The sequence below is a fragment of the Streptomyces sp. GbtcB7 genome, from assembly GCF_019091445.1.
GTDB lineage: Bacteria > Actinomycetota > Actinomycetes > Streptomycetales > Streptomycetaceae > Streptomyces > Streptomyces mirabilis.
Genome location: NZ_JAGXJM010000035.1, coordinates 1 through 13,812 on the forward strand (window position 1 = coordinate 1; position 13,812 = coordinate 13,812).

A 13,812-nucleotide genomic window follows, 5' to 3' on the forward strand; every position below is an offset into this window, starting at 1 on the left:
CCCGACGGCGGACCCGCGGCCGGCCCGCGCCCGAGCTTCACCAGCCCGGACTTCACCAGCCCGGACTTCGGGGGGCCGGCCGAAAGCACCCCGTCCACGGGGCCCGAGCAATCCGACTGACCAACGCCGGACTCGGGTGACCGACGCACGCCAGTTGCAATGGGCCGGGCGTAGGTTTTCGGCCATGCATGGGACCTCCTGGACGAGGTCTCCTCGCGGACGCCTGATGGTGTGCCCGAGTTGTACTCAATTCTAGGGATTGACCCTGTGCATGGTGGTGCGCTTGCCTCGAAGAAAGCCCTCGGCGCGGGGCCGGGGGAGATGCGTCAACGGGGAAACACAGGGGGAATCGTGTTCAGAACCATGCGTGGGGTGTCCGTCGCGGCGCTCGCGGGGGCGATGGTCGCGCTGTCGGCGACATCGGCGACATCGGCCACGTCGGCGCCGAAGCCGGAGACCGAGCGGATCACATTGTCGGCGACGGGGGAGCAGGGCAACGACGACTCGTACGGACCGCAATTCAGCGCCGACGGCCGCTTCGCGGTCTTCACGGCGTACGCGTCCAACCTGGTGCCCGGCGACACCAACGGCTTCGGTGACGTCTTCGTGCGTGATCTGCGCAAGGGGACAGTCGAGCGGGTCAGCGTCAGTTCGGACGGCGCACAGGCCGACAGCGAGTCGTCAGCGCAGGCCGTCAGTGCCGACGGGCGGTACATCCTGTTCCGCTCCAACGCCAGGAACCTGGTCCGCTGGGACAATCCGCCCACGAACGCCGCGGCCGACGACATCTACCTGCACGACCGGCGCACCGGCACCACGGAGCGGATCAGCGTCGCCCTCGACGGAGGTTCCGCCTTCGCGGCCGGCGCCACCATGTCGGCGGATGCCCGCTACATCGCCTTCAACGCCAAGGCCGACCGGATGGAGGCCGACCCCGGCGACCTCTTCGGAGTCGTGTACGTCCTCGACCGCCGCACCGGCGTCGTGGAGCGGATCACCAACCGGGACCGCCCGGACAACCCCGCGCTCCTGCAGGGTCTGAGCGCCGACGGCCGCTACGTGGCGTACACGCAGCTGGTGCCGCGCAGCTCGTACGGGCGCACGTGGGTGCACGACCGCCGCACCGGCACCGAGGAACAGGTCAACGTCAAGCCGGACGGCACCCCGGCACAGCGGTACGCGATGCCCGCCTCGCTTTCCGCGGACGGCCGGACCATCGCATTCGACTACTGGGGTGATGAGGAACTGGTCCCGGGTGAAACCGCCAGTGCCGCCTCCACTGTCTACGTCCGCGACCTGCGCAAGGACGTCACCCGGCGCGTCAACGCCGGTCCCGCCGACGAGAACCGGGTGCGCGAGCCCCGGCTCAGCCCGGACGGCCGGTACCTGACTTATCAGGCGGATCCCCGTCTGGCGGACGGACGGCTCGGGCCGGCCAACGTCTACCTCCGCGACCTGCGCACCGGCACCACCCGTCTGGTGAGCGAGTCCGTCACCGGTGAGCCCGTCACGGACGTCTCCGTGGCGGTGTACTCGGTGAGCGCCGGGGCCCGGCGCATCGGCCTGGGCAGCGAATCAGCCCAGCTCGCCCTCGACGACACCAACGGTCACTACGACGGCTTCGTGCGTCGCCTCCGCTGAACTCCCCGGTCCTCCAAGGGACTTGCGGGGAACAGCTAGTAGCTCGCACGGAGCAAAAGGCTTGTGCACGGCCAACATGGCACTCGCACGGAACAACAGGGGCCTTCCATGCATTTCGCACGCCGCACCACTCTGAGCGCCGCCGTGGCGGCCACGCTCGCCGGCACCGCGTTGCCGGCCGCCGCCCAGCACTCCTCGCCCGGCCCCGCCCGGGCCAGCGTCGCCACCGACGGGCGGCAGGCCGACGGCGCCTCCGCCGAACCCGCGCTCAGCGCGAACGGTCGCTACATCGCCTTCGTCTCGGCCGCCGCCAACTTGGTCCGAGGGGATACGAACGGCGTCGCCGACGTCTTCGTGCACGACCTGCGCACCGGCCGCACCCAGCGCGTCGCCGAGGGCCCGGCGACGGGCGTGGCGCTCAGCGGCGACGGCCGCAACGTCGTTTTCGCCACCACGGCCGCGCTCACCGAGGACGACGACAACGGCCTCGACGACATCTACCTCTACGACCGCCGCACCCACCGGACCGAGCGCATCAGCCACGGCCACGCCGACGCCCCGCCCCGCAGCCGCCTGAACTATTCGCCCGCCATCAGCGCGAACGGCCGGATCGTCGCCTACACCACCGCGACCCCGGACGCCGCCCCCGGCGACACCAACGGCCGGGACGACGTGATCGTCCACGACCGGCGCACGGGGAAGAACGAACTGGTCCAGTACCGCACCGACGGCACTCTCGGGGAAGGAGACTCCCTCTCGGCGTCGCTCAGCGCCGACGGACGCCATGTCGCCTTCGAGACGGCGGACCAGCTGGACCCGAACCACGACTGGACGCACGCCAGGAACGTCTATGTCCGCGACCGGCTGAAGGGCACGACGGAGCAGATCAGCCGGCCCACTCGCTTCGTCTACAAGGAGAGTTCGTTCGACTCGTCGATCAGCGCGAACGGCCGGATGTTCGCCTTCTCCTCCAACGTCGCCTCCCTGGTGCCCGACGACACCAACAAGGTCACCGACGTGTTCGCCTTCGATCGGAAGACGCAGACGACCGTGCGTGTCAGCACCGCGGCCGACGGCACCCAGGCCGACGGGGTGAGCTCCGCCGCGAGCCTGAGCGGGGACGGCCGCCGCGTCGCCTTCGTCTCGGCGGCCACCAACCTCGTCCCTGGCGACACCAACGGCCTCGCCGACGTCTTCGTCAAGGACCTGAGGACCGGCGCCGTCGAGCGGGTGAGTGCGGCGGCCGACGGCACGGAGGCGGACCGGCCCGCGGTGGGCTCCACGTCGCTCAGTGACCACCGGATCGCCTTCTCCTCGGCGGCCACGAACCTCGTTCGCGGCGACACCAACGACACCGTCGACGTCTTCGTGGGGCCAAGGTCATGAGACACATTGAGACTGGTCCACGAGTGAGACGGACCTGAGGACCCCGCGCCACACTGCTGACGAGCAGGGACAGCGGCTGGTGGTGCGCAACGGCTTTCACCAGCCGAGGAAGGCCCTTGCCCGGGCCCGTTGTCAGTGGCGGCGCGTATGGTCCGATCATGAGTGTTCCCGCCGTTGAGGACTCGTGGGGCCGTATCGACGCGTGGCTGTTGCGGCACGCGCCCGTCAGTCACGCCCTGCTGCGCCCGCCGGCGTCGACGTCGGACATCAGGGCTGCCGAGCGCGCGCTCGGGGTCCGCTTCCACTCCGACCTGGTGGCCTCGCTGAGCTGCCACGACGGTGTGGAACTCCAGCCGGGGGCGCCCGTGTTGACACACTACGGCCCGCTGTCCTGCGTCGCGGACATCGTCAAGAGCACCTCGTTCCTGCGCGGCATCAGCGCGGACGTCCCGGACGACCACGCCCTCGACGAGGATGGCGAGGACGACGGGGACGACGACGAACTTGCCACGTACTGGCATCACGACTGGCTGCTCATCACCCTTGGCATCGGCTGGCAGTCCTCCGACGGCCTGTTCCTCTCCTGTCACCCAGGCCGCAACTGGGGCCGTCTCGGCCGCTACTTCGACGAGGACACGCCCTCCTTCACGGGATGGGTGTCCCTGCGCCACGCACTGGCCGACCTCGCGGACGCCCTGGAAAGGGGCCGCCCGTTCGACGGCCGGACACCGCTGGCGTACGAGGGTGCCCTGCTGTGGGAGGCCGAGGCGACCGCCGTCCCCGACCCGGTCTCCCCGCTCGCACTGGCCGCCGAGTCCGCCGAACCGGAGCCGGAGCGGCCGGCTCCCTCGGAGCCGCTCGTTCCGGTGGGCGGGTCGAACGGCGCGTACCTCGCCATGGTCCGGTACAGGATCCCGTCACCGCCCCCGCCGAACCAGCCCGACGTCGTCTTCGCGGAGCACCTCACCCCGGCCGAACTGCTGCGCAGGCTGGGCGCGATCCCCGACACCGTCAGCCCGCGCACGCGTGCCCGGGCCCGAAAGTCGGCGGACTCGACGTGGGCGGCGTACCGTCCGATGGTTCGCGCGGGCAGCGCCGACGGATGGGCCTACGCGACCCAGGAGGGTGGCGCCGCCCAGTTCACCCGCTCGGAGGTGCTGCGCAGGGTGTCCGCGGACACGCGCGCGGTCGCCCTGACCAGACGGGGGCCGGAGGTCCAGGTCACGGTCGCCGAGGACGGCGTACCGGGGCCGGAGGACGTGCGTCATGTCCTGTCGCCGCGCGAGGGCGGCGGTGACCTCTGGCCCAGGTCGACGGCGGCGTACGCCCGCTTCCTGGCCGAACTGGAGGGGGAGTTCGGCATCACGTACCGGCCGGACGACGATACGGACGCGGAGCTGGCGAGCGCCCTGCTCCTGCCCGTGCTGGAGGATGTCGGCAGGGCCGCTGGCCAGTACGTCGGCAGAGTCCGGAACTTCGACCTGGCCGCACTGATCGAACGGACACCGCCTGCCCGGCTGCGTACGGCGGTGGCTGCTCAGTTGGGGCGACTGGCGGCGGAGACCCGGTTCGACGTGTACGACGAAGTGAGCGACGCGCTGGCCCGCACCGCTCGCGGCGAGACGGTCGACCTCACCCCGGACAGCGGCCTTGACCTGCGTATTCGTACACTCACCGCCGAGGCGTGGGCGGCCCGGCAGAGGGTCAGCGGGCAGCGCGCCTGGTGCGACGACAACGACCCCGTGACCCAGTCCGATTTCAGCGCGTGGGCCCTGCGCGTGGAGGCGGCTCGCGCACTGCGCGAGTTCGTCCATGCGGGGGCGCCGGCGGCTGCCGCGACGATCCTGAGTCGGCGGATGTCCGCGCACTGGAGGACGGAGTTGGCGGCGGACCTGGAAGCGTGAGAGGCCTGGCGATGCCGGCGAAGGACCGACTTGGCGAGCTTGAGCCGGGCGCCTCTGTGGAGGCGCCCTGCGGTCCTGCCGGACCCTTACTGATACTTCAAGGGACGGATCTGGGTATCTGCCCTGCCGGTTGCCGCCCGCGTCGGACGGGGTGGACCCGGCGCGCGGGAAATGCGGTGGCCACGTGTGGGAAGGGCGGCAGTCGGCGATGCCACCGCGAGCCGGAGGGTGATGTTTGCGTGTCTGGCGGCTACTTCGGGCGTTGGGCCGGGCATGAAGATCACTCGCTTCGGCCTCATTCTCGCAACGGCGCTTTCCATCGCTCCCCTCGCAGCCGCAGTGCCGGCCGGCGCGGCGACGCGCGGAGTCGATTCCCACTGCGGCACGTACATCTGCGTCATGACCGCACATCAGAACAAGTTCGTCCAGGACATCACCGTCTACACCAAGGACGGCCTGCCTGGGACTCTGCGTGCCTACTGGGGCGAATTCCGCTCCCCTCGAGTCAGCGCCGCATCCCACAAGTGGACGGTGGGCTACGAGCAGTCCAACCGTCTCGTCTGCGGCGGCCTGGAGCGCGACGGCCGCACCATCGAGGACAACATCTGCGTCACCATCTAAGAGACCGCGCAGATCGGCGCGGTGGGGTACCTCGGTGACAGAACGGGTACGCTCCTGGTGATCATGGATTTGCGACACTCTGTGATCACCGGGGAGACCTGTGCCCGCGCTTCCGTCATGGCTGACCGAACCGCTCTGGGACCAATTCCCGGCCCTGCTTCCCAAGCGGCCAGAGTTCCACCCGGACCATCCGCTCGGTTGCCACCGTCGGCGCTTCAGCGACCGGGTCATCTTTGACAAGCTCCTGCAACTGTTGCGCTTCAACTGTCCTTACGAGGCGATCGTCGACATGGCCTGCTCGGCCACCACGATCCGCAATCGTCGCGACGAGTGGATACGACTTGGCGTCTTCGCCCGGCTCAAGCAGATCGCCCCCGGAGGCGGCGAGACCGTCACGACTCTCCACCGCTCGCCCCCACCCGCGATCGCCTGGACGACCTCGGCCCGTTGCCCGATGACATCCCCGTGCGCCTGGACGCCGGCTACGACTCGGACAAGACCCGCGCACTCGCCCGCTGCTACGAGCGGCGCACCACCGTCATCGACGACTTCTTCGACCTCGCCGACACGATCACCGCCGTCCGAAGTCTCATCCGACAGTTCTGGCCACCCACCGTTGGGACAACCGCCCGAGGCGACGCCCATGACCCACCTGTTGGCACGGAGGCCCAGTTCGGGAAGAGAAAGGGTGGGTCTGTATCGATGTGCGGCTCGCCGCCGGGGCCCATGCCCGCCTCCACTCACGTCCCGGAATAGCCGCGAGCCCGCCCCGCGTTGCCGCACGTATGACGATGAATGCGCCGCGACCCGAGGTACTGCGATACACCGCCTTCTCCAGCGCCCCGGACGGTGGAAACCCCGCCGGCGTCGTGCTGGATGCCACCGCCTTGGACGACAGTGACATGCTGGCTATCGCCGCCGACCTCGGATACTCGGAGTCCGCATTCCTGACCGCGCCCCCGGAGGGCCTCGGCGGCCAGGAGGGCCGGGCGTACAGCATCCGTTACTTCAGCCCCAAGGCCGAGGTGCCGTTCTGCGGGCACGCCACCGTCGCGACCGCCGTCGCGCTCGCCGAGCGGATAGGCCCCGGGGAGCTGATATTCGCGACGCGCGTCGGCGCCGTGCCGGTGGAGGTGGCCGAGGAGGGCGGGACCGTCAGGGCCACACTCACCAGTGTCGAGCCGCACATCGAGGAGATCGCCGACGCCGACCTCACGGAGGCGCTCGCCGCGCTCGGCTGGCCGGCCGCCGATCTCGACCCGACCTTCCCGCCCCATATCGCGTTCGCCGGTGCCCGCCATCTCGTTCTCGCGGCGGCGACACGCGCGCGCCTCGCAGATCTCGCGTACGACTTCGCGCGCCTCGAAGCCCTGATGCACCGCTTGGACCTGACCACGGTCCAGTTGGTGTGGCGAGAGTCGGCCACCGTCTTCCATGTCCGTGACCCGTTCCCCGTCGGCGGCGTCGTCGAGGACCCGGCAACCGGCGCCGCGGCCGCCGCGTTCGGTGCGTACGCCCGTGAACTCGGCCTGGTCCCCGAGGACGCCGTCCTCACCCTGCAGCAGGGCGAGGATCTGGGCCGCCCTGGCGAACTCACGGTGATGCTGCGCGCGGGTGACCCGCGCGTCCGTGTCAGCGGCACGGGAGCTCGCATCAGCTGAAGGGCCAGCCCGCTCTGAAGCCGTTCGGATCGGCGTCACGGTGCAGGTGATCCGAACGGCTTTCTCGCATCCAGGTGGTCGAGAAGCGAGTCAACAGGCCTTACAGCTTCAGACAAGGCCACTGACCAACGCGCGCGGTCGGGGCCACGGTGGGCCCGGCGCCTCCGCCTGCTCGGACACGACTCGTGGCGTGGGATCCTCACCTGCCCGAGCGCTGCCGCGTTCGCCGCGAGACCGACACCGGCGGCTCCTCCCGTGCAGGAGCCGTCGGCGGCCCGGAAGCGTTACGCGGTTCCGAAGCCCTCGGCACCGAGTTGGCCCTGACGTCACCCTCTTCAGCAACAAGCACCCGCCTCCCGCAACAGCTTTGCGGCCGGAGAAACCGGGCGACGACGCCGAAACGGTGGAGCCCGTTCTATCCCTGCCCCTGCTCCCGCTGCTGAGCCTGAGTACGCCGGTCTCGCAGCCAGTCGTCGATGACCGCAAGGTCCGTATCGGTCAGGCCGATCGTGGAATCGACACGATGGAGGAGCACGTGCCCCGGTGCGTCTGGCAAGTCGGCCACCGGAAGCTCAGGCAGCCCGAGCAGCGGAGCTATCACCTCGTTGGCACTTTCCATCCATGCGGTGGCCCACATCAGAACGCAGGGCAGCGCCAGCAGACGCGGACCATGTCCGAGGTCGATCTTCGCCAGCTGAGGATTCGTCGGGCATGGCCGCACGGTATCGGCTCTCGCCCGCTACGGAACGTCACATGGCAACCGGCCGTACGTGGGACCCTTTGCCGGCCGTCAGACGTCGCTGCCCACCAGGGCATAGACCTGTCGGACAGGCCCTAGGCGGCGCTGCTGGCGCGCAGGACTGTGGCGCGGAACGATGTCACCAGGGGCCGCAGGTCGACTCGGTGCCATGCGGCCCACAGCTGGATGCATGTGTCGTGCCAGGGAAGCTCGCGCACCGCGACATCCTCGGTGGTGGCGCGCACCATGCTTTTCTGCACGAATGCGAGTCCGAGTCCGGAGGCGACCAGCCCGAGCGCGGTCAGTGGCTCGGCGGCGTCGAGGCGGATGTCGGGGGTGAAGCCGGCTGCCGTGCAGGTGGCGACGAACGTGTCCCGCCAGGCGGGGTCCTGGGCATTCTCGACTGCGATCCACGGCTGACCATCGAGGTCCCCGGGAGTCACCTTTTCCTGTTCGGCGAGTGGATGCCCCGCGGGCAGGGCCAGTAGCAGCGGGTCCTCGAGCAGGGGTGCGGCCAGTAGGTCAGGGTCGTCCGCGGTCGGAGGTTCATGGACGAGCGCGATGTCGAGGCTGCGCTGCCGCAGGCCTTCAAACTGCTCGACGAGCGGAAGGTTGTACAGCGCGATGTGGATGCCGGGGCGTTCGTTGTGCAGAGCGCGTAGTGCGCCGGGCAGGATGCCGGTGTGCATGGCGTCGGCGACGTAGCCGATGCACAGGCCGCCCTCTTCTCCGCGGCCCAGCCGTCGGCCCAGGTTCTCCAGACGATCAGCATGCCGCAGTAGCGCACGGGCTTCGGCCAGGAAGACCTGGCCGTCCCGGGTGAGCCGGATTCTCTGCTGGCCCCGTTCGAACAGGGTGAGGCCCAGGTTCTGCTCGAGTTGCGCGATCTGCCGGCTGAGCGGTGACTGGGACATGTGCAGCCGCTCGGCGGCCTGGCCGACGTGTTCGGTCTCGGCGACGGCGACGAAGTAGCGGAGTTGCCGCAGGTCAAGCATGTCAGACCTCTAGGGACTCAAGTGTGTCCAAGTAAGTCTTGGACAGTCTCAAGTCTAGATCCTAGCCTCGAACGTGTCAGACCGACGGACCGCGCGAACGGCGCATGAAGAACATCCGTCGCAACTCGTACAGCAAGGATCCGCACCATGGCCATCAAGTCCTTCCTGCCCGGCCGCCTGGGCTTCGGCACCGCACCGCTGGGCAACATGTTCCGGGCCATACCCGACGAGGAGGCCGCGGCCACCGTGGACGCCGCCTGGGACAACGGCATCCGCTACTTCGACACCGCGCCCTTCTACGGCGCGGGCCTGTCCGAGATCCGGCTCGGTGAAGCCCTGGCCGGCCGCCCCCGCGACGAGTTCGTCCTGAGCACGAAGGTCGGCCGCGTCATCCTCGACGAGATCGAGGACCCCGCCGCCCGCGACCTGGGCGAGAAGGGCGGACTGTTCGAACACGGACGCCCCAACAAGATCGTCAACGACTACTCGGCCGACGCCACGCTGCGCACCATCGAGGACAGCCTCAAGCGACTGAAGACAGACCGCCTCGACATCGTGTGGGTGCACGACGTCGCGCAGGACTTCTACGGCGACGAGTGGCTCGCCGCGTACGAGACGGCCCGTACCGGCGCATTCCGGGTCCTGCAGAAGCTGCGCGACGAAGGGGTCATCAGGGCCTGGGGCCTTGGGGTGAACCGGGTCGAGCCCCTGGAGCTGACGCTGGACCTCGACGAGCCGAAGCCGGACGCGTTCCTCCTCGCCGGCCGCTACACCCTGCTTGACCACGAGCGCGCCCTGCAGCGGCTGCTGCCGGCCGCGAAGGCCCAGAACGTCGACATCGTCGTCGGCGGACCGTACAGCTCAGGCGTCCTGGCCGGCGGACAGCACTTCGAGTACCAGAAGGCGCCCGCCCCGGTCATCACCAAGGTGGAGCGCATCAAGGCACTCGCAGGGCGGTACGGCGTCGGCATCAAGGCGGCTGCGCTGCAGTTCTCCCTTGCTCACCCCGCGGTCGCCGCGGCCATCCCCGGCGCCTCTCGGCCGAGCCGCATCGCAGAGGACGTCGCCGCACTCGGCGAGAGGGTCCCGGCGGCCTTCTGGACGGCTCTGCGCACGGAGGGGCTGATCGCTCAGGACGCCCCCGTACCCAGTGCCTGACCTCTACCTCACCTGTTCAGGAGACGACCATGGCAACTACGACCGCAACCATCGACATCCCCGTACCCGCCGCGCGTGTCTGGCAGCTCATCGGCGGCTTCGACTCCCTGCCTGACTGGCTGCCCTACATTCCCACGAGCACGCTCAGTGAGGGCGGCCGCGTCCGCAGCCTCGCGAACGAGGAAGGCGGCGTCATCGTCGAACGCCTCGAAGCGTTCGACAACCAGGCGCGCACGTACAGCTACTCCATTCTCCAGGCCCCGTTCCCCGTCACCGGCTACCGCTCCACCCTCACCGTGCACGAAGTGTCCCGCGGGGAGAGCCGTGTGGAGTGGTCCGGCACCTTCACACCGGCAGGGACAAGCGAAGAGGAAGCGATCACCCTGTTCCACGGCATCTACGCCGAGGGTCTGGCCGCACTGAAGAAGACACTCGACGCGTGAGCACGGACACGGGACGCTGGGTAGCGCCGTCCGGCGCCGCATGGTGCCCGGCGGGCGTCAACTGACGCCACGGGGCTGGGCCTTGCGGGTTCCGCCCCGCTGCCCGTCATCCTGGCTCAGTCCACCACCGGGCCGAAGAAGACGGAGCGATTCGGCTCCTAGCACATCCCGATGACTTCTGGTCCGACGAAGAAGCCGGCGACGACGTCAAACACCTCGGCACCTGTTCGAGCCGCGAGGCCGCGCAGAAACGCATCGAACGGGCCCGGAGTCTTCCCGGTTTTACCGACGAGCCCAACTGCTTCTCTATCGAAGAGGCAGTGATCGACGAGGACCAATGGACGGAAGGGTACGTAACGGAACCCTGACAGTTGTCGGTGGGTGATGAGGCGGCAGGCCCGTTCGAGGAGCGTTTCTTGGATGTCCAGCCCGGTGTCGTGGCGCGTGCCGCGACGGGCGATGGCCGGCCCGATGTCATGGGCGCGGACCTGGACGCGGTGGGCGTCGTGGTCGTAGCCGCGGTCGGCGAAGAGTTGGTTGCGGGGGAGAGGTCGCGTGTCAGGCGGTGAAGCCGCCGTCGACGTGGATCGAGGCTCCAGTGATGTACGCGCCGTCCGCACTTGCCAGGTGGGCGACGGTGGCCGCGATCTCGGCCGCTTCCGCATAGCGGCCAACAGCGGTGAAGCCGGCGATCATCTCGGCGTTCGGCCCGTCGGCGGGGTTGGCGTCCGTGTCGGTGGGCCCGGGGTGCACCAGATTGACGGTGATTCCACGCGGGCCGAGTTCCCGGGCCAGGCCCTTCGTCATCCCGACCAGAGCCGTCTTGCTCATCGAGTACAGCGCCAGTCCGGGGAAGACCGTACGCTCGGCGACATTGCTGCCGATGCTGATGATGCGGCCGCCCTGGTCCATATGACGCACTGCGGCCTGGGACGCTGCGAACGGCGCCCGGACGTTCACCGCCAGAGTGCGGTCGATCTCTGCCGACCCCAGGTCTTCAAGTGGGCCGACGAGGAAGACCCCGGCGTTATTGACCAGGATGTCGAGTCTGCCGAACGTCGCGGCGGCCTCGTCCACCGCGGCGGTGAGTGCCTCAGGGACCGCGCTGTCGGCTTGGATGGCAAGGGCTCGGCGCCCTCTGGCCTTGATCTGCTCCACGACCTCGCCGGCGCGTTCCGCGTTGTTCTCGAAGGTCAGGACGAGGTCGGCGCCTTCTTCGGCCAGTCGTAATGCCACAGCGGCACCGATACCCCGGCTTCCGCCCGTGATCAGGGCCACGTTTCCTTCAAGTCGATTCATAGGGTTGAGCATTGTTGGCGCCAGTGCGGGAAAGCTGGCGGGAATCAGACCTGGCGTTCAACCGCCGGGAGGGCGCCCTCTGGCGGGCGGAGTTGTCGAGTGTCGCCGGGCATGTCGAATACGTCGGCTCCCGATCGACGTGAGAGTGAAGGCAGCACATCCCAGGACTTCAGGAGCAACCCCATCGTGACCGTAACCGCGGACATGGCCATCTCCCTCGACGGGTGCATCGCCGGCACCAACGTCGCCATCGACAACCCGGGAGGCGACGGCGCCGAGCCGCTCTTCGAGTGGATCCACAACCTGGCGAGCTGGCGGCAGCGTCAGGGCATGACCGGCGGGGAGGAGAACCGCGACTCCGCGCTGATGCGCGAGTGGTTCGATGCCACCGGAGCGGTGGTCATGGGGCGGATGATGTACGACACGGGTGAGGAGTTCTGGGGTGACAACCCGCCGTTCAGGGCCCCGGTCTTCGTGCTCACCCACCGTCCCCGGCCGGCCCTGGTCAAGGAGGGCGGCACCACCTTCACCTTCGTCACCGACGGCATCCACAGCGCCCTCGACCAGGCGAAGGCCGCCGCCGGGGACAGGAACGTCGACATCGCGGGCGGGGCGAGCACGGTGCAGCAGTACCTCAGGGAGGGGCTCATCGACGAACTTCAGCTGCACGTGGTGCCCGTGCTCCTCGGAGAGGGACTGCGGCTCTTCGAGGGACTGGGCGCCGGGCGGCGGAACCTTGAGCCGGTCAGGGTGGTCGACACGCCCCTCGCCACCCACCTGAAGTACCGCTTCGTGAAGTGACCCGGCACGGACAACGCTCGGTCCCGGCAGCCCGCTACCGCTGCCGGGACCGAAAGCCTTCGGCGGTCCAGGACGAAGTCCCATCCAGCTGTATCGGCATACCGTCGCCGCGGAGTCGCGAGTGGTCCGGCGCCCTGGTGGTGGCGGGGCGCCGGGCTGCGGTGGTTGTGGCTCAGGAAGTCGCGGCCACGAGTGTGTGCTCGGTCCCGAGTCGGGTGGCGCCGGTGTCGGTGTACCCGGTGTGGCGGAAGTCGCCGGAGGCCAGGAGCTTGGCGTACTGCCAGGTGCCCGCCGAGCCGGGCAGGACCGGTCTGTCCCTCGACGGTCGGTAGGGCGGCCTCGCGCCCACCGTGCGATGGGCGGCGGCGTCGTTGAACAGGTCCTTGGCGTCCTTGCCGTAGATGGGCGCGTACGTCACCCAGTCGTCGTTGGCGTCGTTGCCACCTCCGTTGTACCCGCCGGTGTTGCCGACGACCTTGCCGGTACCGGTGGTGCGGTCGTAGTCCTCGATCCACGGGCCGCCGGAGACCCCTCCGTAGAAGCCGGTGCAAGTCATGCGCACCTGCCGGTAACCGGGCAGGCGCGAGGTGGTGACGGGGCAGCGGATCGCCTGGTGCTTCGAATTGACGCGTTCGGAGCTGGGATACCCGATGACCGTGACCTTGTGGGTGTACTTGGTGGTGGGAGTGAACGTCAGAGCGCCCGTCACGTCCTCCACTTTGCCCCGGCTGTTGGGATCGACCTGCGCGAAGGCCAGGTCCAGGTCGGAGGTGGGCTTCTTGGTGTTGGCCGCGTAGCGCGGATCGATGTACATCTGCGACACCGCGAAGACGCCGCGCGGCTGGTTCGCGGCGGACAGCCCGTCGCGGTACTGCGGCACGAAGATGCGGTGGGTGGCCCTCTGCAGGCCGCGGCCGCAGTGCCCGGCGGTCAGGACGATGTCATGGGCGGCCGTGTGCACCACGCTGCCCGTGCAGTACGTGCTCTTGCCGCCCAAGGGCCTGCCGTCGTAGAAGAACGTGCCCACCATCGGGTGGCCGCCGAAGTGCTCGGGACGGGGCGTGCCGGCCGGCGGCGTGCTGCGCGTGCCGATGCGGGGCGCCGAGGCTGCGGGGGCCCGGCCGGGTGGGCTGTCGAGCGGCACCGCGTTGTCCATACGGTTGG

11 protein-coding genes and 3 pseudogenes are annotated in these 13,812 nt (G+C 69.3%); 9 read left to right on the plus strand and 5 right to left on the minus strand.

Annotated features, from left to right (window positions below; genetic code table 11):
• Window positions 1-351: 351 nt before the first annotated feature.
• From KVT44_RS41735 to KVT44_RS41760, 6 genes and pseudogenes are all read left to right on the plus strand, one after another.
• Window positions 352-1,641: a hypothetical protein gene (locus KVT44_RS41735; protein ID WP_217573083.1), complete on the plus strand. Its 1,290-nt coding sequence runs from the start codon at window positions 352-354 to the stop codon at window positions 1,639-1,641.
• A 108-nt stretch (window positions 1,642-1,749) separates the two neighbouring features.
• Entirely contained in the window at window positions 1,750-3,027 is a 1,278-nt protein-coding gene (locus KVT44_RS41740; RefSeq protein ID WP_217573085.1) for a hypothetical protein, read from the plus strand.
• Between the two features lie 158 nt (window positions 3,028-3,185).
• Complete coding sequence (locus KVT44_RS41745; RefSeq protein WP_217573087.1) at window positions 3,186-4,931, plus strand: hypothetical protein; 1,746 nt, start codon at window positions 3,186-3,188, stop codon at window positions 4,929-4,931.
• Window positions 4,932-5,330: 399 nt separating this feature from the next.
• The gene (locus tag KVT44_RS58855) at window positions 5,331-5,552 is read left to right on the plus strand and encodes a hypothetical protein (protein WP_225900651.1); all 222 of its coding nucleotides are present in this window, start codon (window positions 5,331-5,333) and stop codon (window positions 5,550-5,552) included.
• A 100-nt stretch (window positions 5,553-5,652) separates the two neighbouring features.
• Window positions 5,653-6,199, plus strand: a pseudogene (locus tag KVT44_RS41755) (transposase).
• A gap of 138 nt (window positions 6,200-6,337) precedes the next feature.
• A complete protein-coding gene (locus tag KVT44_RS41760) occupies window positions 6,338-7,213 on the plus strand; it encodes a PhzF family phenazine biosynthesis protein (protein ID WP_217573090.1) in 876 nt (291 codons plus the stop codon).
• A 415-nt stretch (window positions 7,214-7,628) separates the two neighbouring features.
• Here KVT44_RS41760 and KVT44_RS58860 read toward each other — a convergent pair.
• Window positions 7,629-7,916 (minus strand): annotated as a pseudogene (locus KVT44_RS58860) (hypothetical protein); the annotation flags it as partial.
• A gap of 131 nt (window positions 7,917-8,047) precedes the next feature.
• Complete coding sequence (locus tag KVT44_RS41765) at window positions 8,048-8,947, minus strand: LysR substrate-binding domain-containing protein (protein ID WP_217573092.1); 900 nt, start codon at window positions 8,945-8,947, stop codon at window positions 8,048-8,050.
• 147 nt (window positions 8,948-9,094) lie between these two features.
• Here KVT44_RS41765 and KVT44_RS41770 point away from each other — a divergent pair, with 147 nt between their 5' ends.
• Both KVT44_RS41770 and KVT44_RS41775 read left to right on the plus strand, forming a co-directional pair.
• On the plus strand, window positions 9,095-10,105 hold the full coding sequence (locus KVT44_RS41770) for an aldo/keto reductase (RefSeq protein WP_217573094.1): 1,011 nt from the start codon (window positions 9,095-9,097) through the stop codon (window positions 10,103-10,105).
• 29 nt (window positions 10,106-10,134) lie between these two features.
• A complete protein-coding gene (locus tag KVT44_RS41775) occupies window positions 10,135-10,548 on the plus strand; it encodes an SRPBCC family protein (protein WP_217573096.1) in 414 nt (137 codons plus the stop codon).
• Between the two features lie 356 nt (window positions 10,549-10,904).
• Here the strand turns inward: KVT44_RS41775 and KVT44_RS58865 are convergent.
• Together KVT44_RS58865 and KVT44_RS41785 are read right to left on the minus strand one after the other, a co-directional pair.
• A pseudogene (locus tag KVT44_RS58865) lies at window positions 10,905-11,087 on the minus strand (IS5/IS1182 family transposase); the annotation flags it as partial.
• Window positions 11,088-11,106: 19 nt separating this feature from the next.
• On the minus strand, window positions 11,107-11,847 hold the full coding sequence (locus KVT44_RS41785) for an SDR family NAD(P)-dependent oxidoreductase (protein WP_217573100.1): 741 nt from the start codon (window positions 11,845-11,847) through the stop codon (window positions 11,107-11,109).
• Window positions 11,848-12,033: 186 nt separating this feature from the next.
• Here KVT44_RS41785 and KVT44_RS41790 point away from each other — a divergent pair, with 186 nt between their 5' ends.
• Window positions 12,034-12,648 carry a dihydrofolate reductase family protein gene (locus KVT44_RS41790; RefSeq protein WP_217573102.1) on the plus strand — a complete coding sequence of 205 codons (615 nt, stop codon included), beginning with the start codon at window positions 12,034-12,036 and terminating at the stop codon, window positions 12,646-12,648.
• A 172-nt stretch (window positions 12,649-12,820) separates the two neighbouring features.
• Here KVT44_RS41790 and KVT44_RS41795 read toward each other — a convergent pair whose 3' ends face one another.
• A complete protein-coding gene (locus KVT44_RS41795) occupies window positions 12,821-13,804 on the minus strand; it encodes a serine protease (protein WP_217573104.1) in 984 nt (327 codons plus the stop codon).
• Window positions 13,805-13,812 lie beyond the last annotated feature (8 nt).